The organism is Brachybacterium epidermidis (assembly GCF_015209585.1).
GTDB classification, from domain to species: domain Bacteria; phylum Actinomycetota; class Actinomycetes; order Actinomycetales; family Dermabacteraceae; genus Brachybacterium; species Brachybacterium epidermidis.
Genome location: NZ_JADEYR010000002.1, coordinates 1 through 24,728, shown reverse-complemented (window position 1 = coordinate 24,728; position 24,728 = coordinate 1). Strand labels below are relative to the sequence as shown.

The 24,728-nt window shown below is 70.4% G+C and carries 21 protein-coding genes and 1 pseudogene; 10 read left to right on the top strand and 12 right to left on the bottom strand.

Annotated features, from left to right (window positions below; all coding sequences use genetic code 11):
• Positions 1–25: 25 nt before the first annotated feature.
• Genes IOE58_RS02825 through IOE58_RS02800 form a run of 6 tightly spaced genes read right to left on the bottom strand, consistent with a single transcriptional unit; the run spans position 26 to position 7,293 of the window.
• A complete protein-coding gene (locus tag IOE58_RS02825; protein WP_193864940.1) occupies positions 26–1,738 on the bottom strand; it encodes a sugar phosphorylase in 1,713 nt (570 codons plus the stop codon).
• Positions 1,735–3,084, bottom strand: a complete 1,350-nt coding sequence (gene ggh / locus IOE58_RS02820) for a glucosylglycerate hydrolase (protein WP_193864939.1) — start codon at positions 3,082–3,084, stop codon at positions 1,735–1,737. Before ggh ends, IOE58_RS02825 begins: the two co-directional genes overlap by 4 nt.
• Positions 3,081–4,145, bottom strand: coding sequence for an ABC transporter ATP-binding protein (locus IOE58_RS02815; RefSeq protein WP_193864938.1), 1,065 nt, complete (start codon positions 4,143–4,145; stop codon positions 3,081–3,083). The genes ggh and IOE58_RS02815 overlap by 4 nt, the downstream gene beginning before the upstream one ends.
• A 48-nt stretch (positions 4,146–4,193) precedes the next feature.
• Positions 4,194–5,075: a carbohydrate ABC transporter permease gene (locus tag IOE58_RS02810; RefSeq protein ID WP_193864937.1), complete on the bottom strand. Its 882-nt coding sequence runs from the start codon at positions 5,073–5,075 to the stop codon at positions 4,194–4,196.
• Complete coding sequence (locus IOE58_RS02805; protein WP_259891014.1) at positions 5,072–5,977, bottom strand: carbohydrate ABC transporter permease; 906 nt, start codon at positions 5,975–5,977, stop codon at positions 5,072–5,074. The genes IOE58_RS02810 and IOE58_RS02805 overlap by 4 nt, the downstream gene beginning before the upstream one ends.
• A gap of 2 nt (positions 5,978–5,979) precedes the next feature.
• The gene (locus tag IOE58_RS02800; protein ID WP_193864936.1) at positions 5,980–7,293 is read right to left on the bottom strand and encodes an ABC transporter substrate-binding protein; all 1,314 of its coding nucleotides are present in this window, start codon (positions 7,291–7,293) and stop codon (positions 5,980–5,982) included.
• Positions 7,294–7,453: 160 nt separating this feature from the next.
• On the opposite strand from IOE58_RS02800, the gene IOE58_RS02795 reads away from it, so the two are divergent.
• The gene (locus IOE58_RS02795; RefSeq protein WP_193864935.1) at positions 7,454–8,632 is read left to right on the top strand and encodes an ROK family protein; all 1,179 of its coding nucleotides are present in this window, start codon (positions 7,454–7,456) and stop codon (positions 8,630–8,632) included.
• A gap of 49 nt (positions 8,633–8,681) precedes the next feature.
• On the opposite strand, the gene IOE58_RS02790 is transcribed toward IOE58_RS02795, so the two are convergent.
• Complete coding sequence (locus tag IOE58_RS02790) at positions 8,682–10,394, bottom strand: nuclease-related domain-containing DEAD/DEAH box helicase (protein WP_193864934.1); 1,713 nt, start codon at positions 10,392–10,394, stop codon at positions 8,682–8,684.
• Positions 10,395–10,697: 303 nt separating this feature from the next.
• Between IOE58_RS02790 and IOE58_RS14595 the strand changes: the two genes are divergently transcribed.
• The 3 genes and pseudogenes from IOE58_RS14595 to ppk2 all read left to right on the top strand — a co-directional run bounded on the left by IOE58_RS14595 (position 10,698) and on the right by ppk2 (position 12,168).
• Positions 10,698–10,820: a hypothetical protein gene (locus tag IOE58_RS14595; RefSeq protein WP_284690629.1), complete on the top strand. Its 123-nt coding sequence runs from the start codon at positions 10,698–10,700 to the stop codon at positions 10,818–10,820.
• Positions 10,821–10,979: 159 nt separating this feature from the next.
• On the top strand, positions 10,980–11,168 hold the full coding sequence (locus tag IOE58_RS02785; protein ID WP_412021040.1) for a DUF4352 domain-containing protein: 189 nt from the start codon (positions 10,980–10,982) through the stop codon (positions 11,166–11,168).
• A 121-nt stretch (positions 11,169–11,289) separates the two neighbouring features.
• Positions 11,290–12,168 (top strand): annotated as a pseudogene (ppk2, locus tag IOE58_RS02780) (polyphosphate kinase 2).
• Between the two features lie 31 nt (positions 12,169–12,199).
• On the opposite strand, the gene IOE58_RS02775 reads toward ppk2, so the two are convergent.
• The 3 genes from IOE58_RS02775 to IOE58_RS02765 are packed head-to-tail and all read right to left on the bottom strand — an operon-like array spanning position 12,200 to position 13,859.
• Positions 12,200–12,604, bottom strand: coding sequence for a (deoxy)nucleoside triphosphate pyrophosphohydrolase (locus IOE58_RS02775; RefSeq protein WP_193864933.1), 405 nt, complete (start codon positions 12,602–12,604; stop codon positions 12,200–12,202).
• 5 nt (positions 12,605–12,609) lie between these two features.
• Complete coding sequence (locus tag IOE58_RS02770; protein WP_193864932.1) at positions 12,610–13,212, bottom strand: hypothetical protein; 603 nt, start codon at positions 13,210–13,212, stop codon at positions 12,610–12,612.
• Positions 13,209–13,859: a hypothetical protein gene (locus IOE58_RS02765; protein ID WP_193864931.1), complete on the bottom strand. Its 651-nt coding sequence runs from the start codon at positions 13,857–13,859 to the stop codon at positions 13,209–13,211. Before IOE58_RS02765 ends, IOE58_RS02770 begins: the two co-directional genes overlap by 4 nt.
• Positions 13,860–13,944: 85 nt before the next feature.
• On the opposite strand from IOE58_RS02765, the gene IOE58_RS02760 reads away from it, so the two are divergent.
• The 4 genes from IOE58_RS02760 to IOE58_RS02745 are packed head-to-tail and all read left to right on the top strand — an operon-like array spanning position 13,945 to position 20,719.
• Positions 13,945–14,943, top strand: a complete 999-nt coding sequence (locus tag IOE58_RS02760) for a dihydroxyacetone kinase subunit DhaK (protein WP_193864930.1) — start codon at positions 13,945–13,947, stop codon at positions 14,941–14,943.
• 11 nt (positions 14,944–14,954) lie between these two features.
• Entirely contained in the window at positions 14,955–15,695 is a 741-nt protein-coding gene (locus IOE58_RS02755; RefSeq protein WP_193864929.1) for a DAK2 domain-containing protein, read from the top strand.
• A 30-nt stretch (positions 15,696–15,725) separates the two neighbouring features.
• Positions 15,726–18,155: a glycoside hydrolase family 3 protein gene (locus tag IOE58_RS02750; RefSeq protein ID WP_193864928.1), complete on the top strand. Its 2,430-nt coding sequence runs from the start codon at positions 15,726–15,728 to the stop codon at positions 18,153–18,155.
• Between the two features lie 50 nt (positions 18,156–18,205).
• Positions 18,206–20,719, top strand: coding sequence for a glycoside hydrolase family 2 protein (locus IOE58_RS02745; protein ID WP_348981845.1), 2,514 nt, complete (start codon positions 18,206–18,208; stop codon positions 20,717–20,719).
• A 21-nt stretch (positions 20,720–20,740) separates the two neighbouring features.
• Here IOE58_RS02745 and IOE58_RS02740 read toward each other — a convergent pair whose 3' ends face one another.
• Positions 20,741–21,874, bottom strand: coding sequence for a glucose-1-phosphate adenylyltransferase family protein (locus IOE58_RS02740; protein WP_193864927.1), 1,134 nt, complete (start codon positions 21,872–21,874; stop codon positions 20,741–20,743).
• Positions 21,875–22,071: 197 nt separating this feature from the next.
• On the bottom strand, positions 22,072–23,070 hold the full coding sequence (locus IOE58_RS02735) for a helix-turn-helix transcriptional regulator (protein WP_193864926.1): 999 nt from the start codon (positions 23,068–23,070) through the stop codon (positions 22,072–22,074).
• 143 nt (positions 23,071–23,213) lie between these two features.
• Here IOE58_RS02735 and IOE58_RS14730 point away from each other — a divergent pair, with 143 nt between their 5' ends.
• Positions 23,214–24,041, top strand: a complete 828-nt coding sequence (locus IOE58_RS14730; RefSeq protein ID WP_348981844.1) for a mycothiol transferase — start codon at positions 23,214–23,216, stop codon at positions 24,039–24,041.
• Positions 23,993–24,532 carry a DinB family protein gene (locus IOE58_RS02725; protein WP_348981862.1) on the top strand — a complete coding sequence of 180 codons (540 nt, stop codon included), beginning with the start codon at positions 23,993–23,995 and terminating at the stop codon, positions 24,530–24,532. Before IOE58_RS14730 ends, IOE58_RS02725 begins: the two co-directional genes overlap by 49 nt.
• Positions 24,533–24,728 lie beyond the last annotated feature (196 nt).

The following is a 24,728-nucleotide window of genomic DNA, read 5'->3' as shown; positions in this document are numbered from 1 at the left end:
CCCGGTTGCAGACCGCCCGGTCCCCTCAGGCGTGCAGACCCACCCAGCGCGTCTGCCACGGGGCGAGGGTGACTGCCGCCCGGATCTGTGCGCCCGGATCCAGCAGGTCCCCGTCGGCCGTGGGCAGCTCCACCGTGATCTCCCTGTCGGTGACGTTGTGCAGGCACATCACCGCAGCGTCCCCCGTGCCCCGCTCCAGGGCGAGGACCCCGGGGTCGAGGCGATGGACGGTGGTGGGTGCGGTCGGTTCGAACGCCTCCTGATCGCGCCGCACCCGCATCAGGTGCCGGATGCCCTCCAGCACCCGTGCGCGACGGCCCTCGGGATCCGACAGCTCCTGGATCAGCTGCTGCGCATCCAGCTTCTCGCGGTTGATCGCACGGGGGTACCCCTGCTCCTGCACCCCGGCGGGCCAGCCGCGCGATCCCAGCAGCGAGTGGATGTAGATGCCCGGCACGCCCGGCAGCGCGAGCATGATGGCCTGCGCGGTGAGGAACCGCCGCACCGCGATCTCCTGGTCCTCGTCGGAGCCCGGGTCGCTGAGCGCGTCGAAGTAGTTGATGTTCAGCTCGTAGGGCTGGTCCGGCCCATCGCCCACCGAACGGGAGGAGACCAGCCCTCCGTGCTGCTCGACCCGCTCGGCGAGCGCGGAGATCTGCTGCTGATCGAGGAAGGCCTCTGCTCCGCGCACCCCGATCCCGTCGTGGGAGGCCAGGAAGTTGAAGAAGTGGGTGGAGTCGCTGGGGGTGGACAGCGATGCCGCCCAGTCGGAGAGCACCGTGGCATCGCCCGCGACGAAGCTGTGCAGCACCAGCGGCGGCAGTGCGAAGTTGTACACCAGCTGCGCCTCGTCGCGACCGTTGCCGAAGTAGGAGATGTTCTCCTCGTGCGGCACGTTGGTCTCGGTGATGATCGAGGTGCCCGGGGCCACCGCGTCCAGCACGTGCCGCATCAGCTGCACCACGCGGTGGGTGCGCGGGTGGTGGACCCCGCTGGTGCCGATCTCCTTCCACAGGTACGTCACCGCGTCCAGGCGGATCAGCGATGCCCCCCGCTCCACGTACTCCAGGAGGATCGTCATGATCTCCAGGAGCACCTCGGGGGTCTCGTAGTCGAGGTCGATCTGGTCCGCGGAGAACGTGGTCCACACGTGCTCGATGCCGCGGGAGGTCTCCACCGGGGTGAGCAGCGGGCTCGTGCGGGGGCGCACGATGCCGCTCAGATCGGTGGCCGGGTCGACGGTGCGCACGTAATCGCGGTAGGGGTGCTCGCCGCGACGGTACGCCTCGAACCAGGGGTGGGAGGCGGACATGTGGTTCACCACGGCGTCGAACATCAGCCGGAAGGAACCGCCCAGTTCTTCCACCTGGTCCCAGTCGCCGAGCTCGGGATCCACGCTGAGGTAGTCCGAGACGCTGAACCCGTCGTCCGAGGTCCAGGGGAAGAAGGGCAGCAGATGGACGGTGTCGACCACGTCCCCCACCAGGCCCGGCAGCACCCGTGCGAGCGTGCCCAGGCCCTTCTCGCCCTCGGAGCGGATGGAGTCGGCGTATGTGATCAGCACGGCGTCGCGGCGGCTGAACTGGTGCCGGCCGCCGGGCGCGCCCTCGCCGTCGGCGGGGGCTCTGTCACCTGCTGCGAAGCGGTCGGTCAGCTCCTGGAGAGCCCGGGCCACCCGGGGGCCGTGGTCGCCGTAGATGAACTCGGCATCCGCCAGGATCTTCTGGTGCACGGTCATCGTTCGAGGCTCTTCCAGCGCTGGTCCGTGATCCAGTCGATCGCGGCCATGGCCGACCAGGACTGCTGGTGGGAGCCCAGGGGCTCCCCGGTGCGCGGCTCGTAGTACTCGCCGAACTTGAGATCGGTGAGCTGCGTGAGCCCCTCGGAACGCACCAGGGCGGCGAACTCGAGATCCCCGCGGTCCAGGGCGGTGGAGGCGAACAGCCAGTTCATGATGGGCCACACCGGGCCGCGCCAGTACTCGGGCGGGCGCACCTGCGGGGAGTCCAGGCTGAGGGAGGGAGGCAGGCGGTACAGGTTCTCCGGGTGGCCCATCCAGGCCGGGCCCATCAGCGTCGATCGCTGGCCCGCCAGGAGCTCCTGGTCCTCACCGCCGCACAGCAGCAGGGAGAAGGACGCCAGCGAGGGCACCTCCAGCCAGGTCCGCTCGATCGGGTCGTAGTCACGGCACAGGCCGTCCTCGCCGACCGAGCCCTCGACGGTGCGGCGGCATGCCGCGGCACGCTCCCGCTCGGCGGAGGCGATGTCCGCGCGGCCGTGCTGATCGGCCAGCCGGGCCAGCGACTCCGCGGAGACCGCCAGCAGCGCGGTCATGAAGATGTCGCCGAAGCGGAACGACATCACCGAGGGCAGGGCGTCGTCGTCGAACGCCACCGATGCCATCTGCCGCACCAGGTGCAGGTAGCGCTGGTACTCGGTGTCACTGGGGCGCTCGGAGGCATCGGCGTGCTTGAGGTCGGTGCGGTCCATCTCGATCCGCTCAGGGACCTCCACCCGGTCGTAGATCGCATCGAAGCGGGGGGAGTTGTCCATGCCGGACTCCCACCCGTGGTAGATCTCCACGATCCCCGTCCCGCCGGGGTTGCGGGCGGTGGACAGCCACGAGTGCCAGCGGTGGAGGGGATCCAGGGCCTCGCGCACGAAGGCGTCGGCCACCGAGGCATCCTCCCCACCGCCCGCGTGGGCGATCCGGACCACCTTCTCCAGGCAGTAGGCATGCACTGGTGGCTGGCAGATCCCGGAGGACTTCACGCCGCTCGGGCGGGCCTCGGCCACGGCGGTGCCCCAGGTGTCGAACCCGGGGAAGTAGTCCACGTGGTCGGAGAACACGATGTGCGGGAACATGCCGGTGGACCACTGCGCATCGAGGATGGTGCGCAGCTCGCGGAGCGCTCGCGGCACGGACATGTGGGCCAGTCCCACGCTGATGAACGCGGCGTCCCACGACCACTGGTGCGGGTACAGGTGGGGCGCGGCGGTGACGAGGGTGCCGAGGTCGTTGTCCTCCAGCACCCTGCGGGCGGCGCTGTCGATCTGCTCCGGTGACGGTGCGGCGGTGGTCATGGCGTGCGTGCCTCTCCACTGTCGAGATCGAACAGCCGCACCGCCGAGGGCGGGACCGAAAGCTTGACCTGGTCGCCGGCGGCCACCTGGGTGTCGGCCGGGACCTGGACCTTGATGGAGTGCTCGCCGACGGTGGCCGTCAGCAGGGTCGCCGAGCCCAGCGGCTCCACCACCAGCACCTTCGCGGGGACGGTGTGCGGGTCGGCGGGATCGCCGAGGGTGATCGCCTCGGCTCGCACGCCGACGGTGTAGCGGCCGTCCTCGGCGCCCTCGGGCGCCCGGAAGCTGCCGCCGCCGATGTCGATCTGGCCGTCGTGCACGACACCGTCGACGAAGTTCATCGGCGGGGAGCCGATGAAACCGCCCACGAAGGTGTTCGCGGGGTGGCTGTACACCCGCAGCGGGTTGTCGAGCTGGGTGATCCGGCCGTTCTTCATCACCGCCACCCGGTCGCCCAGGGAGAGCGCCTCGGACTGGTCGTGGGTGACGTAGACGGTGGTCATGCCGATCTGGTTGACGATCTGCTTGAGCTCGGCCCGGAAGGACAGTCGCAGCAGGGCGTCGAGGTTCGAGAGCGGCTCGTCCATCAGCAGCACGTCCGCGTCGACCACGATCGCGCGGGCCACGGCCACGCGCTGGCGCTGGCCGCCGGAGAGCTGGGCGGGGAACCGATCGAGATAGGGGGTGAGCTGCAGCAGCTCGGCCGCCCAGTCCACCTTCTTGTCGATCTCCGCCTTCGACATGCCCCGCATGGCCAGTCCGAAGCCGATGTTGGCGCGGACCCGGCGGTGGGGGAAGACGGCGTAGCTCTGGAACACCATCGAGAGGTTCCGCTGGTGCACGGGCATGTACGTGACGTCGCGGCCGCCGATGGCGATGGCACCGGAGGTGGGGAGCTCGAGGCCGGCGATCTGCCGCAGCAGGGTGGTCTTGCCGCAGCCCGAGGGGCCCAGCAGGACCATGAACTCGCCGTCGGCCACGTGCAGCGAGACGTCGTCGTTGGCCCGCTCGTTCCCACCGGGATAGACCTTCACGAGGTTCTGGATGGTGATGTCAGCCATGGTGTGCTCCGTGGGGGTGTGTGAGGGGCGTGGTCGGGGTCGGGGCACTCATCGGATCGTCGTCCCCCACATGTTCAGCAGGTACTTGCGCATGATCGCGATGAAGATGATCGAGGGGATGATCATGGCGAGACCGCCGGCGAACCGGAAGGCGACGGGGGAGTCGCCCAGGGTGCTCAGCACCTGGGCCGGCAGGGTGCGGTTGGAGAACGTGAGGATGGTGGCGCCCAGCACCTCGTTCCAGCTGGTGACGAAGGTGAAGATGGCCGAGGCCGCGATGCCGGGCAGGGCCAGGGGCAGCACCACCCGCAGGAACGCCCCCACCGGGGTGCAGCCGAAGATCCGGGCCGCCTCCTCGGCGTCGATCGGGACGGACAGGAACACGCTGGAGGTGATGAGGATGGTGGTGGGCAGCGACAGGGCCGTGTGCAGCAGGATCACGCCGATCGGCTGGTCGTACAGACCGGTCGCCAGGAACACCTGGGCCAGCGGGATGGACAGCACCACGATGGGGAGTGCCCGGGTGAACAGCAGGAACAACTGGTACGGGTCCTTGCCCCGGAAGGCGAACCGGGCGATCGCGTAGCCCGCCGGTGCGCCGACCAGGCTGGCCAGCACCAGGGTGCCGATGCCGACGGTCAGGGAGTTCAGCGTGGCGGCGAGGATGCCGGTGGAGTTCAGGAACGTCGCCATCGTCTCGGTGGAGAAGTTCTTGGGCCACAGGGGCTGGGGGAACTCGTTCAGGCCCTGCCGCGTGCTGAACGCCGAGATCGTGATCAGGTAGATCGGCACCACCATGAACAGCGAGATCAGGATGCAGGCCAGCTGGATCAGTGCCCGGTTGAACTGGTGGCGCCGCAGCGGGCGCTTGTCCACCTCGATGGGGGCGGTGGTGGCCGTGCCGTGCTCGGTGTCCGGTCGAGAGGTCATCGCTTGCCCACCTGACTCTGGTCGCGGAGCACCCGCAGGTACACCACCGCGGTCACCATCGAGATGCCGAGGATGAGCAGGGCGTAGGCGCTGGCCACGTACGGGTTGGTGAGGAAGTTGTACCAGCGGTACGTCTCCCCCACGAGGAGCGGGAAGTTCTCACCCGTCAGCGCCTGCGCCACGGCGAAGGTCTGGAAGGCGAGGATCGTTCGGAGTATCAGCGCCACCTGCAGCGAGGGCTTGAGCAGGGGCAGGATCACGTGCCGCAGCCGCTTCCAGTAGTTGGCGTTGAACACCGCGGCGGCCTCGGCGTAGTCCTTGGGGATGCCCTGCATGCCGGAGACCACGATCACCAGCACCAGCGAGGTGGCTCGCCACAGCTCCGCGCACAGCACCGCGATGAACATGGTCGTGGTGTTCTCGTAGTGGAGCCAGGAGACCACCGGCAGGCCCACCCCGTCGAGTACGGAGTTGAGGTAGCCGCGGTCCTGGAAGATCGACAGCCACACGAGGCCGGCGGCCAGGTCCGAGACGGCCAGCGGGATGGCCCAGAAGTAGAAGTACATCCCGCTGAGCCTCGGCTTCTCCTGCAGCAGCAGCGCCATCGCGAGGGCGAAGGCGAACTGCAGCGGGATCAGCACCACGATCAGCAGCATCGTGTTGCGCAGGGCAGGGATGAACTTGTTGTCCCCGACCATCCGTTCCCAGTGCCCCAGCGTGAAGCCGCCGGAGGGATCGGAGAAGGCGGTGATGATGCCCTGCGCGAGCGGGTACGCGAACAGCAGCAGCATGAAGATCAGGGACGGAAGGATCAGCAGCAGCGCGGGGGAGCGCTTCCGGGCCCGCGAAGGGGAGGGCTGCGGGGCCCTCTCCTTCGCGGGTGCCGTCGTGGACACGGACACGATCAGCCCACCTGGCAGACGCCGTCGCCGGCCGGGTCCGGATCCCAGCAGGAGGCCTCAGCGGTGTCCAGCAGGGTCTGCACCTGCTCCGCCTTGCCCGGGATCACGGTGCCCGGGTCCCCGCCGTCCAGGCAGATCTCCGCGAAGCAGTCCTTGAACACCTGGGAGAGCTCGCCGTCCTGCTCGCCCAGGCCCACCGGCGGCAGGGCCACGATCGCGCCGTCGGCACCCTGCTGGGCGTTGACGGCGTCGAACTCGAGCTGGATCGCCGGGGGCAGCTCGGAGGGGATCTCCGCCTCCACCACGGGGAAGAAGGCGTTCTTCTCCAGGGTGGCGATCTGCATCTCCGGCTTGAGGAACTCCTCGATGACCTGGGCGGCCGTCTCCACGTCGCCGCCCTTGGGGATGGCGAGCCCGCCGATGACGAGCATGTAGCCCAGGCCCTGGGGACCGGTGGGGGAGGGGACCATCACCCAGTCGTCGGGGTTGTCCTGCGGGGCGCCGACGAGACGGGCGACGTGGTCCCAGGCCACCAGCACCTCACCGGAGGCCAACGGCTCCTGCATGAAGTCGTAGTTGGTGGAGGACGGGTTGCACTGGGCCCAGAAGTCCTTCATCCACTGCCAGCTCTCGATGGCCTCGGGCGACTGGAAGGTGGTGATGACGCCGCCGGTGAAGCTGGGCAGCTGGAACCCCTGGAAGAAGCGGTGGTACAGGCCCTTGGGGCCGGCGGGGAAGCCGAAGACGGGGGAGCCGTTGGCCTCGTTCGCCGCGGTGGCCCACTCCAGGACCTGCTCGTAGGTGAGGGCGTTGACGTCCGCTCCTTCGGGCAGCCACTCCAGGGCCTTCTTGTTGACGGCCATCACGTAGGAGGCCTGCATCCACGGGATGTACTTGGTGGTCTCCCCGCCGAGCTTGCCCAGCTCCAGCAGGTCCTCGGCGATGCCGGCGGCGCGCGCGGTCTCCACCAGGGCCTCGTCGATGTCCTCGAGGTTCTCCGCCAGCGGCTGCAGGTCGCCGTGGAGGCCGCCGATCAGGCCGAACTGAAGGTTCCCGGAGCCCACCTGGGAGGTGACCTGGGTGAGCATCTCCGGGGCCGTCATCGTGGTGTAGGAGACCGAGGTCGTGGAGACGTGCTCGGACAGGATCTCCTCGAACCGCTGCTTCTCCTCCACCGGCGTGAACTGGGTGGAGATCATCGCGAAATCACCTCCTCCGGAGGTGCTCGCGCCGCAGGCGGCGAGGGTTCCGGTGGCCGCGACGGCGGCGCTGGTGCCGAACAGTGCGCGGCGGGACAGGGTCAGCTTCGCCTTCATGACGTCTCCTTTGACGGGGTGCACGGCTGCACTTTTGTACGGTGACTGTACATTACTCCTGTGCCGCGCGCCACACCATGGCAGGAGGTCCTTCGCCCGATTTCGCCGCGGTGCGGGACGGGACCACAATGAGGTCCGCGGACAGGGGAGAGGTGAGACCGTGGCGGTGCACAGGGGCAACGGCAGTGTGGCTGCCTCCGGGGGAACTCTGCTGGAGATGATCCGCTCCACGCCGGAGGGCCTCACCCGGGCGGAGATCCTCGAGCGCACCGGGATGTCGCGCACCACGCTGGTGGCCCGGCTGGACTCGCTGCGCGCTGCCGGGCTCACCCACGAAGGTGCGACCCGCTCCTCCACGGGCGGCCGCCCCGCGCAGTACATCCGCTTCGACGACCGCGACAGGGTGGTGCTGGGCCTGGAGATGGGGCACCACGTGGTCAGGGCCGCCGTGCTCTCCGCCTCCGGGCAGGTGCTGGAGCGGGCGGAGATCCCCCGCCACGACTCCTCCCGGGTGCTGCGCGACGTCGAGGACCTGGCCGACCTGGGCCGCTCCCTGCTGGCCCGGCGCGCATCGGCCCGCCTGGTGGGGGTGGGGATCGGGGTGCCGGCCCCGGTGGAGATGACCAAGGGCGTGCTGTGGCGCTCGGTCGCCGTGCCGGAGGACTCCGTCCCCATCCTCGAGACCCTCGCCGACAGGTTCGGGACCCTCGTGGTGATGGAGAACGACGCGCGGGCCCTCGCACTCGGCGCCGCCGAGGACGCTGCCGCGATCGAGGAGGACGACGTCCTGCTGGCGCTGAAGTACTCCACGGGCATCGGCGCGGGCATCATCACCGGCACCCACATCATGCGCGGCGCGACGGGATCGGCCGGGGACATCGGGCACATGCGGGTGGGCTCCGAAGGACCCGTCTGCACCTGCGGCAACCGGGGCTGCCTGGCCGCCTACTCCTCGGGGAGGGCCCTGCTCTCACGCCTGGACCGCGAGGACCTGGTCGACGTGGACGACCTGGCCCGCTCCTTCGAGCTCGGGGATACCGAGGTGGTGGCCGCGGTGCGCACGGCGTGCACGGTGCTGGGCAGGGCCGTGGCCGGCCTCCTGCACGCGGCGAACCCTCGTGTGCTCTGCATCGGCGGTGAGCTGGGCCGGGTCCCCGGGGTCAGCGATCTGATCCAGGAGGCGATCCCGGTGAACTCGAGCGAGCGCGTCCACGGGGCCATCACGGTCACGGGCAGCGACCAGGAGACCACCCTGCGCGGCATCGCGGTGCTGGTGATGCGCGAGGCGTTCTCCGTGCAGCGCATCGACGATCAGCTGGCGGCACTGCCGACCGACTGATCCGGGACCAGTGGGCGACCGGGCGGCCGACGCCTGCCGATGGCGTCCCCTACGGCCGCCGAGCCGCGCCTCCGCCTGCACCGATCAGCCGGTCGGCCACCTGGTCTCCGACGACCGTGCGGATCAGCTCCGGGTCGCCGACCACGACCAGCAGCGACCTCGCCCGTGAGAGCCCCACGTACATCAGGTGGGGCGAGCGCTCCCAGTGCTGGAAGCCGTTGACGGCCAGCACCACCACCCGCCGCTCGAGGCCCTTGAAGTTCAGCACGTGCCCGTAGAACACGTCGGTGGCGGCGAAGAACTCGTCCCAGTACCCGCTGTATCCGGCGTAGTCGATGCGCTCGCGCTGCTCGGGGTGCCGACGCCCGGTGGTCAGCAGGGCGATCTCCCCGGGCTCCCAGCCCTCGTCGAGCAGCGGATCGATGAGGTCGTCGGCCGTGCTGATGGCGTCCTCGGTGGCGCAGGCGACGAAACGCACCGGCGCCCCCTCCTCCATCCGCGGGTTCTGCTCGAGCGGGGTGAGCGGCGCGAAGGTCTCGGCAATGGTGCGGGTGTTGCGCAGGTTGTCGTCCAGCGGGAAGGGGCTGAGGGTGATCGGCGCGCGGCCGTCCCGGTCGAACACGGACTGGTGCGCATCGGTGAACACGAACAGCACGGAGGCGCCGGTGTCCTCCGGCTCCACCAGGCAGGGGCGCAGGGCGTCCCACCACAGGTCCGCGAAGTCCTGCGCCTCGTCCACCACGATCGCCTCGAACAGATCCTCGACGGGCCGAGTCGAAGCGAGCTCCCGCAGCTGGGCGGGCAGGAACTCCTCGTAGTACGCCACCGCCGTACCGTCGAACTCCTCCTCTGTCTGAGCGCCCCAGCGGACCGGAAGATCGTGGAACAGGCCGACGTACGCGGGTCGGTCCTCTGCGGGCCAGGTGGCAGTGAGCAGCTGAAAGTGGCGTGCCAGGCCCCGCGAGTAGCACATCAGGGCGGTGCGCCTTCCCTCCCTGGTCAGGGCGCGGGCCTTCATCAGGGCCAGATGGGTCTTGCCCGATCCTGCTCCGCCCACCACCTGGGCGCGGTGCTGGAATCGCAGCAGGGCCAGGATCCGCTCCTGCTCGCGGGTGAGCTGGTTGCCGGAGTCCTCGATCTGGCGGGCCAGCAGCTGGTGGTTCTCGATCGCCGCCTCGGTGCGCCGCAGGGTCCTCACGGCGTGGTCGCGCTGGACGCCCTCCAGCGGGGACAGGTGGCTGCCGCCATGGCTGCGCAGCGCCGCCACGATGCGCTCGACGGCACCACCGCTGCCGGCGCCACCGCTGCCGCCCGTCCCCAGGTCCATGGCATCGAGCATCAGCGCCCGGGGCGCGTCCGGCACGTCCCAGTCGTCGGGCAGCTGCGACCAGGGCAGGGCCACCATGTGCACGCTGCGGCCGAGGGGGCGGGAGGAGCGTTCGTTGATGTGGCGCAGCAGCACGTGCCGGGCACGCTGCGCCTGCTCGACGGGGGAGGGGTGCAGCGCGCGCCTGCCGGAGCGGTCGCGCTGGAACCAGGTGCCGTCCTCGACGCCCACCCGGCCGCCCTTCACCTCGATCACCACCGTTCCGATCCCCGGCCACAGCACCAGCAGGTCGATCTCCACCTCGTGGGCGTCGTCGGTGATGCGCTGCCCGGCGATCATCGTCGCGTCGTGCGGCAGCTGGGCGGCCAGCACGTCCCAGACCACTCGTTCGGCATCGGAGGCGAAGGCGGGCTGAGGCGGGATCAGCTGCGGCATGCCTGCATCGTGCCAGGTGAAACCGCCCCGGCGCGGGAGTTCTGCATGATCGGGTCTCCCAGGGAGCTGATCCTGCCCGCTGCCGTGCTGACCGGTCGGCTCGCCGCGGGCTACCGTGCCGTGACGACCACCGTCCCGGGGCGCCCGACCGCGTGGGGCTCCCGGGAGTCACCGCCCCCGCTCCGACCCGCACCCCCGTCCCCAGAAAGGCCCGTCATGGCTCAGCCCCCGTACCCACAGCGCCCCCGCCCCGCGGCTTCCTCCTTCCCGATCATCCTGCCGGGCTGCTGCGGCTGTGGTGGCGTGGCCACGTTCGGCCTGATCGTCGTCGGCGCCATGACAGCGATGTTCGGCCTGGGAGAGCCCGCTTTCGAGGCGCAGCCCTCCGGCTCCGAGACCGCGGTGGTGCAGCAGATCGGCGAGTGAATCACCCAGGATTGATCGGTATCGACAGCTTTGTCCGCAGGCTTGTGCAGCAGTGGACTCGTCGCTCGACGGGATCCACGGGTGAGATTGAAGGGATGAGACTGACCGTCGCCCTCGGTCACGAGGAGCGAGTTCTCGATAGTCGGAGCTGACGGGACCGTGTATGCGGCCGACGAAGACGTGTTCATGGCCCTCGAGGATCCCCTGATCATGGAAGATGTGAACCCCGGGATCACCTATACGGGAACGCTGGTGTTCGAGGTGCCCGCAGGGCTGGAGTTCTCTGAGATCCGCTGGACGGACAGCTGGTCCAGCGATGAGCCCAGAGTGGTCATCCCTCTCAACTGAACTCTGCCGTGTCGCAGGGCGGCTCTCGCTGGGTTGATGGGAGACGCCCTCTCGACTTCCATCCCGCACCGATCAGGCCGTTCGCCGGACGACCGCCCAGTCCGATCCGTACGATCGGTCCATGTCGAAGACCGATCACCTCGCCAGTCCCGAGACACCCCCGAAGCTCGACAGGGCCGCGTACGAGAAGGAGCTCCAGCGACTGCAGTCCGAGCTGGTCGCCATGCAGCAGTGGGTGATCGAGAACGGCGAGCGGATCATCCTGATCTTCGAGGGGCGCGACGCCGCCGGGAAGGGCTCCGCGATCAAGCGCATCACCCAGTACCTCAACCCGCGGCACACCCGGGTGGTGGCCCTGCCCGCGCCCACGGAGCGCGAGAAGACCCAGTGGTACTTCCAGCGCTACATCCAGCACTTGCCGGCGGCCGGCGAGATCGTGATCCTGGACCGTTCCTGGTACAACCGCGCCGGGGTGGAGCGGGTGATGGGGTTCTGCACCGAGCAGGAGTACCACCGCTTCCTGCGGCAGGCCCCGGACTTCGAGCGGATGCTGGTGGAGGACGGCATCCGCCTGATCAAGTACTGGTTCTCGGTCTCCGACGAGGAGCAGGAGGCCCACTTCCGCTCCCGCGCGGAGGATCCGATGCGACGCTGGAAGCTGTCACCGATGGACGTGGAGTCGATCACCCGCTGGGAGGACTACTCCCGCGCCAAGGACGCCATGTTCGCCGCCACCGACCTGCCCGGCGCCCGCTGGGTGACGATCGAGAGCGAGGACAAGAAGCGCTCCCGCATCAACGTCATCCACGACATCCTCCAGCGCATCCCCTGACAGTACGTGGAGCCGCAGCGGATCGAGATCCCGAAGCGCCCCGCCGAGCGCGACACCCGCTACGAGCGACCGGCCCGGGAGCAGTTCCTGTACGCCGAGGACGTCGCGACGGCGCTGGAGCGCACGCCTCGCAGCGGGGGGAAGCGCAAGGCCGGCTCGAAGAGGTAGGCCCCGCTCGCCCGCCGGCCCCGCGTGCCCGTCAGCCGTTCCGTGCGCCCCGGGCGAGCATCCGCTCGATGATCGGAACGTCCCCCGGTGCCCACGACAGTTCGCCGAGCGCGCCCAGCGGCACCCACCGCAGCGCGTCGTGGTCGGTGCTGGAGGTCGGATCCGGCCCCAACAGCACCGCCTCGTAGCAGGCCAGATCGATGACGACCTCCCCGCCCGGCCCCAGGGGGACGCTGCTGCGGTCCACCAGTGCGCCCACCTCGATGTCGACCCCGAGCTCCTCGTGCACCTCCCGCACCAGGGCCTGCTGCGGGCTCTCCCCGGGCTCCACCTTCCCGCCCGGGAACTCCCACAGCCCGCCGGCGCTGCGCTCGGGGCTCCTGCGTGCAACGAGCACCGTGTCCCGGCGGCGGATGATCGCGCCCACCACGGACATGGTCCTCACCGTGCGCGCGCCGATCGTCGCACCAGGATGACCGCGCCCACCAGTGCGGCCACTCCCACCAGCAGGATGAGGCCGGCCGCCGCCACCACCAGGAGCACGCCGATGTCGGCCCCGCGCACCGGCTCATCCACCGACGGCATCGGCTGGTCGCTGAGATCAGCCGGTTCACCGAGCTCCCGGGTGAGCTGGGCCCGCACGTCGTCCTCCGTCTCGGCGGGGATGTCGCACCAGGTGGAGCTGTAGTTGCCGTCGGCGCCGCTGGCCCACACCAGCAGGGTCTTCCCCTCGGGGAGGCGCCCCAGGCCGCAGGAGGGGATGGCCTCGGCGGTGGTGAACCGGATCTCGCGGGACTCCTCGCCCTTCCACACCCGCTCCACCGCCGCGACGTAGGTGATGCCCCACTCGTCCGAGTCCCTGCCGGACTCACCCACGATCGTGATCTCCGCGATCATGTCGGCCTGCTCCACCGCCTCCTCGAAGCTGAGCGGCATGCAGTCGCAGGCCAGTGCGTACGGGATGCCCACCAGGCAGAACAGCACGACCCCGGTCAGCAGCACCAGCGCGCTGCGCACCCGGTCGACCGCCCGGCCCGCCGTCATGGCCGCCTTTGCGCGCGCCGGAGCACCGTCGTCACCACCACGGCCGTGAGGACCCGGTGGCCGATGCCGACCAGGACCAGCAGGGCGAGGCCCGCCGTTACCAGTGGATGATCGGGGAGCAGATCGTGGAACGCGAACGGCACCGGCCGGCCGGTGAGGTCCGCCGGTTCGCCCACCTTCGCGGTCAGCACGCTGCGGGGGTCGTGGCCGGCGTCGTCGGGGATGTCGCACCACGCCATGCTGTACATGCCGTTCTCCCCGCGGGCCCAGGCCAGCAGTGTGGTCCCGGTGGGGATGCGTCCCAGCCCGCAAGCGGCGATGTGCTCGGCGCTGCGGAAGATGATCCGGCGCCTCTCCTCGCCCTTCCACACCCGCTCGACCCTCGCGTCGTAGGCGACGCCCCCGCCGCCCACGATGGTCCCGGTGCGCCCGATGATGGTGATCTCGGCGATCAGGTCGTCCTCCGCGATCGCCTCGTCCACGGTGGTGGGCACGCAGCTGCAGGCCCGCGCGTACGGCGCTCCGGCCAGGGAGAACATCAGCACCCCCGCCATCAGCACCAGCAGCATCCGCGCCCAGTGCTGCGCGCTCGCCGACGGACCGCCGCTGTCGCAATCCCTGGCCGCCTTCATCGTCACCGCCCCCATGGACACAGCCTATCCCCGGGCCCTCCCCGCGCCCCGGGGGTGCGCGTAGCCTGGGGGTGACCGTGTCCGCTCCGGAAGGATTCCCATGCGACGCAGCATCGTCAACGACCCGGACGACCTGGTGGCCGAGGCCCTCGAAGGTCTCGTCCTCAGCCACCCCACCATGCTCGAGCTGGACGCCGAGCACCGCTACATCTCCCGCAAGCAGAAGGCCCGCGACAAGGTGGGCCTGGTCTCCGGAGGCGGTTCGGGCCACGAGCCCCTGCACTCCGGCTTCGTGGGGACCGGCATGCTCGACGTGGCGGTCTCCGGCGCCGTGTTCGCCAGCCCCACCGCACTGCAGGTCCTAGCGGGCACCAAGGCGGCCGATGCGGGCCGCGGTGTGGTCCAGATCGTCAAGAACTACACCGGTGACGTGCTGAACTTCCGCATCGCCGGTGAGATCAGCGGCGATGATGCCATCGACACCGAGATCGTGCTGGTCGACGACGACCTTGCCAGCGACACCGGCGAGGATGACGGCCCCGGCCGCCGCGGCACCGCCGCCACCGTGATCGTGGAGAAGATCTGCGGGGCCGCCGCCGAGAACGGCATGGACCTCCAGCAGGTGGCCGCAGTGGGCCGCACGGTCGCGCAGCGCTCGCGCACCATGAGCCTGGCCCTCGCCGCCGGCACACACCCCGGGGACGACGAGCCCCAGTTCACCCTGGACGCGGACGAGGTCGAGTTCGGCGTGGGCATCCACGGCGAGCGAGCCCAGCGGCGCATCCCCTTCACCGGGGCCGACGAGCTGATCGAGCAGCTGGTGGACCCGCTGCTGGAGGAGCTGGAGCTGGGCCGCGGCACCGAGGTGCTGGCGATCGTCAACGGGCTGGGCTCGGCTTACCCGCTGGAGCTGAGCCTGGCCGCGCGGGCCCTGCACCGTCGTCTCGACACGGACGGGATCACGGTGGGCCGCTCCCTGGTGGGCTCCTACGTGACCAGCCTGGACATGCACGGCGTGTCCATCACCCTGATGCCGCTGGAGGACGAGCTGCGCGAGCTCTGGGACGCGCCCGTCCGCACCCCCGCCCTGACCTGGTAAGGAGATCCGCCATGAATGAGAGCAGCACCAGCAGCACCAGCAGCACCGGCGCCGGCCGTGGCGCCACGCTCGGCGAGGACTTCGGTCGCGCCTTCATCACCCTCACTCACGAGACCCTCACCGCCGCCGCCGACGCCCTCGGCGATCTGGACCGCCGCGCCGGCGACGGCGACTTCGGCACCAACGTGCGCACCGCCATGAAGGGCGCCGCGACGAACATCGAGAACGATGCCCCGTCCAGTTACCGCGAGTGGCTCACCGCCATGTACATGGGGTGGCTGGGCGTGGGCGGCACCAGCGGGCCCCTGTTCGGCATGTTCTTCCGGGACCTCGCCAAGGCCGGGTCCGACCAGGGCCCCGACTCGGGCGAGCCCGGCTCTGATGCCACCGGCACGCCGACCCTCGAGCAGTTCGCGCAGGCGCTCGCCGACGGCCAGGCCACCGTGCAGAAGTACGGTGAGGCCAAGGTGGGGGACAAGACCATGGTCGACGCCCTGGACCCGGCCGTCGTCGCACTGAAGGACGCCGATGCCTCCGATGCCGCAGCCGCCCTGGCCGCGGCGGAGGAGGCCGCGATCGCCGGGGCCCGTGACACTGCCGAGTCCACCGCCAAGCGCGGCCGCGCCAGCTACGTGGGCGATGCCGCCAAGGGCGTGATCGACCCCGGTGCCGCAGCGATGGCCCTGGTGATCGGTGCCGCCCGCGCCGCAGCGGCGGGGGAGTCGAGCGTGGAGGCCGACTGGATCGGGTGAGGGCCCCGCCCCTGTACGACAATGGGTGCCATGACCGACGGCCTGCTGTCCCAGTCCTTCACCAGCGCTGCAGCGGACACCGACCGCAGCGTCGACCCCGACCTCGTCGCCCGTGCCCGCGCCATGGCGGCGAAGGGAACGGTGCTGCTGCGCAACGAGAACGACGTGCTGCCCTTCACCGCGGGCACCCGCCTCGCGCTGTTCGGACGCATCCAGAAGGACTGGATCGCGGTGGGCTACGGCTCCGGTGGCGACGTGAACCCCCCGTACGTCACGAACCTGCTGGACTCCCTGCGCGAGAGCGGGAGGGTGGAGGTGGACCTGCAGCTCGCCCAGCAGTACGAGGCCTGGTGCGAGCAGAACCCCGCCGACCCCGGCGAGCACTGGGGTGCCTGGCCGCGCCACTACCCCGAGATGCCGCTCGATGACGACGCGGTGCGCGAAGCCGCCGGCCGGAACGAGGCCGCCGTCGTGGTGATCGGCCGCGCTGCGGGGGAGGACCGCGACGCCGAGCTGGCGGGGGGCTCCTACTACCTGACGGATGCCGAACACGCGCTGCTGTCCCAGGTCACCGGAGCCTTCGACCGCACCGTCGTGATCGTCGACGGCGGCAACGTGATCGACCTCAGCTGGACGGAGAACTACCCGCTCGACGGCGTGATGATCGCCTGGGCGGGCGGGATGGAGGGCGGCCGTGCCACGGCCGACGTGCTCACCGGCGCGGTCGAACCCGGTGGTCGGTTGACCGCCACCTTCGCCCGCCGCTACCAGGACCACCCCTCCGCCGGGCACTTCGGCGATGCGGACGTCACCGCGTACGTCGAGGACGTGTTCGTCGGCTACCGCTACTTCGAGACCTTCGCTCCGGAGAAGGTGCTGTTCCCCTTCGGATCCGGTCTCGGCTACACCCGGTTCGACATCAAGCCGACCGGTGTCCATGCCGATGAGGGCACGATCCTGGTGCGCGCCCGCGTCACCAACACCGGCGACCGTCCCGGGGACGAGGTCGTGCAGGTGTACGTGCACAAGCCCTCCGGCGAACTGTCCCAGCCGCTGCGCGCCCTCGCGGCCTTCGGCCGCACCGGTGAGCTCGCCCCCGGGGAGAGCCGTGAGATGGAGCTGCCCATTGCCTGGGCCGATCTCGCCTCCTACGACGATGCCGGGGCCACCGGCCACCGCAGCGCCTACGTGCTGGAGGCGGGCAGCTACCGCTTCCATGTCGGGCACGACGTGCGCAGCGCCCATGACGCCGGCGGTGTCGACATCACCGAACTGCGCGTGGTCCAGCAGCTCGAGGAGGCCGCCGCGGTGGATCCCGCCCACGGCTTCGAGCGCATCGTGCTCGAGCACGACGAGAACGGCGACCCTCGGATCGGGTACGCACCCGTGCCCACCCGCACCACCTCGCTCAAGCAGCGCATCCTCGACCGTCTGCCCGAGGCCGTGGACCCACCCGTCGGGGACGAGCCCACCTTCGAGGAGGTCCTGGAGGGCACCGCCGGGCTGGACGACTTCATCGCCACCCTCACCCCCCGCGAGCTGGCCGACCTCACCTACGGCGACGTGACGATGGACAGCCCGCTGGGTGCCGCAGGCAACGCCGGGGCCCTCGGCGGTGTCAGCAGGGCGCTGCGTGACCGCGGGGTCATCCCCGCGATCACCACCGACGGGCCCTCCGGGATCCGACTGTCCACGCACGCCTCCCTGCTGCCCTGCGGCACCGCACTCGCCTCCACCTGGGATCCGCAGGCCGTCCAGGGGCTGTGCGCACGGCACGGCCAGGAGATGTCCCGCAAGGGGTCGGACATCCTGCTCGGCCCCGGTATGAACATCCAGCGCGACCCGCTGTGCGGCCGCAACTTCGAGTACTTCTCGGAGGATCCGCTGGTCTCCGGCCTCACGGGCGCGGCCCAGGTCAACGGCATCCAGTCCCAGGGACTGGCCGCCTGCCCCAAGCACTTCGCCTGCAACAACCAGGAGTTCAAGCGGAGCCAGGTCGACGTGCGGGTCTCGGAGCGGGCGCTGCGGGAGATCTACCTGCGCGGCTTCGAGCTGATGGTGCGCGAGTCCTCGCCGTGGGCGATCATGACCTCGTACAACAAGATCAACGGCGTATGGGGCCACTACCACTACGACCTGATCACCTCGATCCTGCGCGGCGAGTGGGGCTTCACAGGTCTGGTCATGACCGACTGGTGGATGCGGATGGCGCAGGACCCGGACTTCCCGGCCCTGCACGACAGCGGCTATCGCGTGCGCGCGGGAGTCGACGTGCTCATGCCCGGTTCGATCCACAGCCAGCAGCCGGTCAGGGACGAAGGCGTCCTGGAGAGCCACCGGGCCCAGGACGGACTCACCCTGGGCGAGATGCAGGAAGCTGCCCGCCACGTGCTCGGCTACCTCGCCGCAGTGCGCCCCCAGGGCCACCGCATGGGCCGTGGGGAGCGCGAGGAGCACTGACGCCGCACGGCACCCGACTACGCTCGACCATTCCGACCCAAGGAGCATCAGTGAGCATCACCCACCGTCCCCTGCACGACGACTGGACGCTGTCGATCGTCGACGGCCCCGCCCCCTTCGAGGCGCGCGACGTCCCTGCGACCGTGCCGGGGACCATGATCACCGACCTGCTGAGCGCGGGCCTGATCCCGGACCCGTACCTCGACCGCAACGAGCACGACCTGGCCTGGACCGGCGAGGTCGACGCCCGGTACCTCACACGGTTCACCTGGAGCGACCGGGGCGCGCAGCGGACGGATCTGGTCGCTGCGAGCCTGGACACCGCGGCGACCATCAGGTTGAACGGTAAACTCGTGGCGCAGGTCCAGAACCAGCACCGCTCCTGGCGATTCGACGTGCGCGAGCACCTCCTCGAGGGGGAGAACGAGCTGGAGATCCTGTTCGCCTCCCCGCTGCGCACCGCCCGGGAGAACATCCAGGTGCTCGGCGAGATGCCGTTCAGCGGCAACGACCTGCCCTACAACGCGATCCGGAAGATGGCGTGCAACTTCGGCTGGGACTGGGGGCCGGTGCTGGTCACCAGCGGCATCGCCGGGCCGATCGGCCTCGAGGAGTGGTCGACGGCGCGCCTGGGATCCGTGCGCCCGCAGGTCACCCTCGACGGTGAGGACGGCCTCGTGGACCTCGCCGTGGGCCTCGAGCGGGCAGGGGACGCCGCCCCCGTCACCGTCGAGGTGGAGATCACGGACGCCGACGGTGTCGTGGCCGCCACCGCGACCAGGAGGATCCCCGAGGACCAGGACGGCGCGGATGTGCGGGTGCGGGTGCCGCATCCTGAGCTGTGGTGGCCCCGCGGCTACGGTGAGCAGCCCCTCTACGGGATCGCGATCAGCATCCGTGACGGTGAGGGCGCGGAGCTCGACCGGACCGAGCACCGCATCGCCTTCCGCACCGCCCGCGTGGTCGAGGAGCCCGACGAGATCGGCACCAGCTTCACCTTCACGGTCAACGGCCGGCCCGTCCTCGCCAAGGGTGCCAACTGGATCCCCGAGGACTGCTTCCCCACGCGCCTGACCACGGACGACTACCGACGATCGATCATGGATGCCGTCGAGTCAGGGATGAACACGCTGCGGGTCTGGGGCGGCGGACTGTACGAGTCCGACGTGCTGTACGACCTGTGCGACGAACTGGGGATCCTGGTGTGGCAGGACTTCGCCATGGCCTGCGCGGCCTACTCGGAGCAGGAGCCGCTGCGCAGCGAGATCGAGGCCGAGGCGCGCGAGCAGATCGTGCGCCTGGCCTGGCCCCCCTCCCTGGTGCACTGGAACGGTTCGAACGAGAACGTCATCGGGTACTACACGTGGGGTTGGAAGGACAAGCTCGAGGAGGGTGCGGCCTGGGGCCTGGGGTACTCCCTCGACCTGTTCCCGGCACTGATGGCCGAGCTGGACCCGACCCGCAGCTATTCTCCCTCGAGCCCCTACTCCCGCGGGGACGTCTCCAAGCCGGGCAACCCCGACCACGGAACCATCCACAACTGGGTGGCGTGGTGGAGCGGTGACGACAACGACTACACCCGGTACCGCGACAACGTGCCCCGCTTCTCCGCGGAGTTCGGCTACCAGGGGGCAGCGAACTACGCCACGGTGGAGCGGATGGTCAGCGAGCGCCCTCTGCGCGAGGACTCCGAGACGATGCTGTCGCACCAGAAGGCCTCGGGCGGCCAGGACAAGCTGTACCGCGGCTTCGCTGCCCACGTGCCGGCACCGGTGGGCTACGAGGACTTCCACTTCACCACGCAGCTGAACCAGGCCCGCGCCCTGATCTGCGGGATCGGGCACTACCGGTCGCACTGGCCGGTGTGCGCCGGGACCCTCGTGTGGCAGCTGAACGACTGCTGGCCCGTGACCAGCTGGGCCGCGGTCGACGGCGACGGCCGCCGCAAGCTGCTGTGGTACGCCCTGCGGGACATCTACGCGCCCGTCCTGATCACCGTGCAGCCACGTGAGGACGGCGAGATCGTCTCGGTCGGCAACGACACGGACGAGCAGCTCGACTCGCGTCTGCTGCTGCGCCGCCAGGACCACACCGGCCAGGTGCTGGCGCGAACCGAGATCGATGTCGAGGTGCCCCCGCGCAGCGTGGCATCGGTGCGGATCCCGGAGGACCTCGCCACCCCGCAGGACGCGGACCGGGAAGTGCTCGTGGTGGAGTCGACCGAGGGCCATGGCCGCACCGTGCACTTCTTCGCCGAGGACAAGGACAGCGCCCTTCCCGAGGACGCCGTGGAGGCGACGGTCCGCCGTGTCGATGACGGGTACCAGATCATCGTGAGCGCCTCCGGCACTGTGCGCGATCTGTGCGTGCTGGCCGACAAGGTGGACCCGGACGCGGTGGCCGAGACCCAGCTGCACACCCTGCTGGCCGGGGAGACGGCAGTGATCATGGTGCGCTCCCGGGCGGATCTGGATCCGCAGGCGTTCCTCGCCCCCGGCGTCATCATGAGTGCGAACGACCTGGTCGCCCGCGCCCGTGGACGGGCGCGCGAGCAGCAGGACTGACCCCGCCCGGTCGGGCGGCGCTCACCCCACCTGCTCGGTGCGCACCACCTCGCCGGCACCGTTGATCAGGGTGACGCAGTCCCTGGTGCGGACCTCCATGGGGCCCTCCAGCTGTGCGCCCTCGTCGACGATGCACCCGCTCAGGTGCACGCCGGCACCGATGCGGGCCCCGTCCAGCACCACGCAGTCCTCGAGGTGGGCACCCTCCTCGACCTGCACCGACGGGCCGATCACGCTGTGCCGCACGACCCCCTTCACCACCGAGCCGGAGGCCAGCATGGACTCGGCGACGTCGGCGCTGCTGCCCACTCGTGCGGGCACGAGCTGCGGCGGGGCGGTGAAGATCGGCCACTCGGGATCGTCCAGGTCCACGCCGGAGCCGTCCAGCAGCTCCATGTGCGCGCGCCAGTAGGCGCTGAGGGTGCCGATGTCCTGCCAGTAGCCCTCCAGCCGGTGCTCGACCACGGTGTGGTTCTCGACGAAGTGGGGGATCAGGTCCTCCCCGTAGTCGTCCAGGCCGTCCTCTCCACCCAGCTCCTCCAGGGCTGTCAGCAGGGCCGGCCCGTCGAAGCAGAACGTCTCGGTGACCACGAGGTCCGTGGGCGGCTCCTCCGGCTTGTACCAGAACTCCTCGATCACGCCCTTCGTGCCCACCTTCACCACGCCGTAGCGGCTGGCGTCGCCGTCGTGGCGGGTGGTGACGATGGTGAGGTCGGCGCCGGCGTCCCGGTGGGTGTCCACCACGTCGGTGAGGTTCAGCGTGAACAGGTGATCGGCGCTCATCACCAGCACCAGCTCGGGTTCGAAGGAAGCGATCTGCCTGCGGAAGTGCCACAGGCTGTCGCTGTTGCCCTGGGGCAGGCCCTCCCCGGTGCCGCCGGTGAACGGGGCCAGGATCCGCAGTCCGGCGTGGGTGCGGTCCAGGTCCCAGGGCCGGCCGTTGGACAGGTGCTCGTTCAGGGCGTGCGGCAGGAACTGCTCCACCACCCACACGTCGCGCACGTGGCTGTTGGCCAGGTTGGACAGGGCCACGTCGATCAGCCGGTAGTTGCCCGCCACCCGCACCGCCGGTTTGGTGCGGTGGTCGGTGAGGGCGTCCAGCCGTGACCCGGCACCGCCGGCCAGGACGATCGCGAGCATTCGTGGGATGCGCATGGGGTTCCTTTCAGGTGCTGGGCGGAAAGGGATGGTGGTTTTGTACGCCCCGATGCTGGGGATCCACCGGAGAACCGCCACGATCCGGGGTCCGATCCAGCAATGGCCCGAACGAGCGGTAGGGCGGGTGCCCATTCAGGGGACGCCCGCGGCAGCGCCGCGTCACCCCCTCACAGATCATGCGGGACCTGATCGACTCACCCTGACCCCGGCTCATCCGGCCGTCGGCCCTTGTCCGCACCGTCGACGTCGCCCGCCACCTCACCCGCCCGCCGTGCGATCCACGTGAACTGCTCCAGCAGCTCGGGCGGGTCGATCACCTCGATCCGCCCATCCATCCAGGTCAGGTGCAGGGCGATCCCGCGCAGGTCGTTGCCTCCCGCCCGCAGCAGGCACGCATCTGGCCCGTCGGCCGTGAGGGTGCCGGCGCGGGCGGGCACCATGGCGCTCACCTGCTCGACCGGCAGGTGCACCCGCACCGTCACCTCCTTCGGGTAGGGACTCACGGCGATCGCCTCCCGCACGGCCTGCTCCACGTCACCGGTCTCGCGCGGAGTGAAGCCGAAGGTGCTTGCGTGCACCTCAGCCATGCGGTCCAGGCGGAAGGTGCGCCAGTCCTCGCGGTCCAGGTCCCAGGCGTACAGATACCAGTGGCCGTCCACCGCGAGCACCCTGTGGGGCTCCAGCCGGCGCTGTGAGCGCTCCCCGTCCCCGCGCCGGTAGTCCAACCGCACCCGCACCCGGTCCCGCACGGAGGTGGCCAGTTCCAACAGCACATCCGAGCTGACCTGCGGAAGGGCTCGCCCCACCACACCCATCGCCTCACTGACCGCCCCCACCTCTGCCCTCAGCGCCCCCGGCAGGATCCGCTCCAGTGCGGCCAGGGCCCGCAGCGCCTCCTGGTCCAATCCCTCGATCCCGGCGGCCGCCGTGAGGCGCAGGCCAACGGCGACCGCCACCGCCTCCTTCTCGCTCAGCAGCAGCGGGGGCAGCTCCCGGCCTGCCCCCAACTGGTATCCGCCGCCGTGCCCGTTCGAGGTCAGCACCGGGTAGCCGAGCTCGCGCAGCCGGTCCACGTCCCGGCGCACCGTCCGGGTGGTCACGCCCAGCTCCGCCGCGAGTTCCGGGCCGGTCCACACGCTGCGCGACTGCAGCAGGGACAGCAACCGCAGGGCACGCCGGGTCACATCGCTCATGGAAGGAGTCTGCCGCACTCTGAGGACAGAAACTGTCCGCACCAGCCGGGAGAGTGTGCCTCGAGCGGCCCATCCGGGTCGCAGAGCAGCCCCCCGGGTCGTCGGCCCTGCCGGCCGTTGACCGCGGACCGAAGGAGAGACCGATGCCGTTCCTCACCGCCGACGTGACCGACGAGCGCGATGCGCTCGCCACCTTCGTGAGCCAGCAGCTCCACCAGCTCGCCACCACCCTGCAGGGACTCTCCCGGGAGCAGCTGGCCGCCAGGCCCAGCGCCTCGGCATTCGACCTGGGCACCCTGGCCCGCCACTGCATCCGGGTGGCGGCGGATTACGTGCTCACGATCCGCTCCGCTCCCGAGTACCCCGAGCCGTCGGACTCCTCCGGTGACGCCGAGCAGGAGCAAACCGGGGTGGTCACGGATGCGCTGCGTCCCCAGGATGACGCCGACGGGCTGATCGCCGAGCTCGAGCAGACCGCCGAGCAGGTGGCCCAGGTGATCCGAGAGGCGGATCTGGACGTCCTGGTGCCGGTCCCCGAGGCGCCCTGGTTCACGGGGGAGGAGAAGTGGAACGTGCGCTGGTGCGCCCTGCACCTGGTGGAGGAGTTCGCCCGCCATGCAGGCCACGCCGACATCATCCGCGAGTCCATCGACGGCAAGGGCGCCTACGAGCTGAACGCCCGGGCCGACGGGGAGACCTGGCCACCGGCGGGCTGGGGACCGCCCTCCCACCCGGCTGCCGCCAACCCTGCTGCCAATGCCGCCGCCCCCTACTTCTCCCCGCCCACGACCGACCGCCACAGACGACCCACCACCACCCGAGGAGACCCGCCATGTCACCCACCGACCGCACCAAACCCGCCGGCAGAAATCCCGCCAGCAGCGAGCCCGCCGTCAGCCTCCACGCCGAGCTCGTCGAGCAGATCGACCAGCACGTCCTCGGCGCCGCACGCCCTCGACTCGAGGGCCTGACCGACCAGGAGTACCTGTACGACCCCGCCGGCGGCGGCCGGGCCTGGACCGTCCACCCGCGCCTGCCCGACCAGGACCTGCCTGAGGGTGCGATCCAGGGCGGCGCGGGGGACACCGTGATCGACTTCGCCTTCCCTGAGCCGCAGCCCGCACCGTTCACCACCATTGCCTGGCGACTGGGCCACCTGATCGTCGGGGTGCTGGCGGTGCGCAGCCACGCCCACCTCGACGGGCCGGAGGCCGATTACATGACCTGGGACTACGCCACCAACGCCGCGGAGGCCCTGGCCCAGTTCGACCGCGAGTACGAGCGCTGGATGAGCGGCGTGCGGGCCTGGAGCGAGGAGGACCTGCAGGTCCCCTGCGGCCCCGCCGAAGGGCCCTACGCGCAGCGCCCTCGCGCGGCGCTGGTGGCCCACATCAACCGCGAGCTGATCCACCACCTCGCCGAGGTCGCCGTGCTGCGGGACCTGTACGCCCACCGCAGCTGAGTCGGGCGGGGGCGGCGGCCCCGCGCCGGGGCGCCCCCCGGGGCGCCGGCCGCGTCGTCGTGGCCCCCGGGCTCCCCTTCGAATCCGTGGTTCCAGGAGCGGTTGTCATCGGTGCCGTCGCGGTTGTCCTCGCCGTTGGCCTCGTTGCGCTTGACCTCGTAGGTGGTGAGGTCGTGGAGGGTGAAACCGTCGTGGG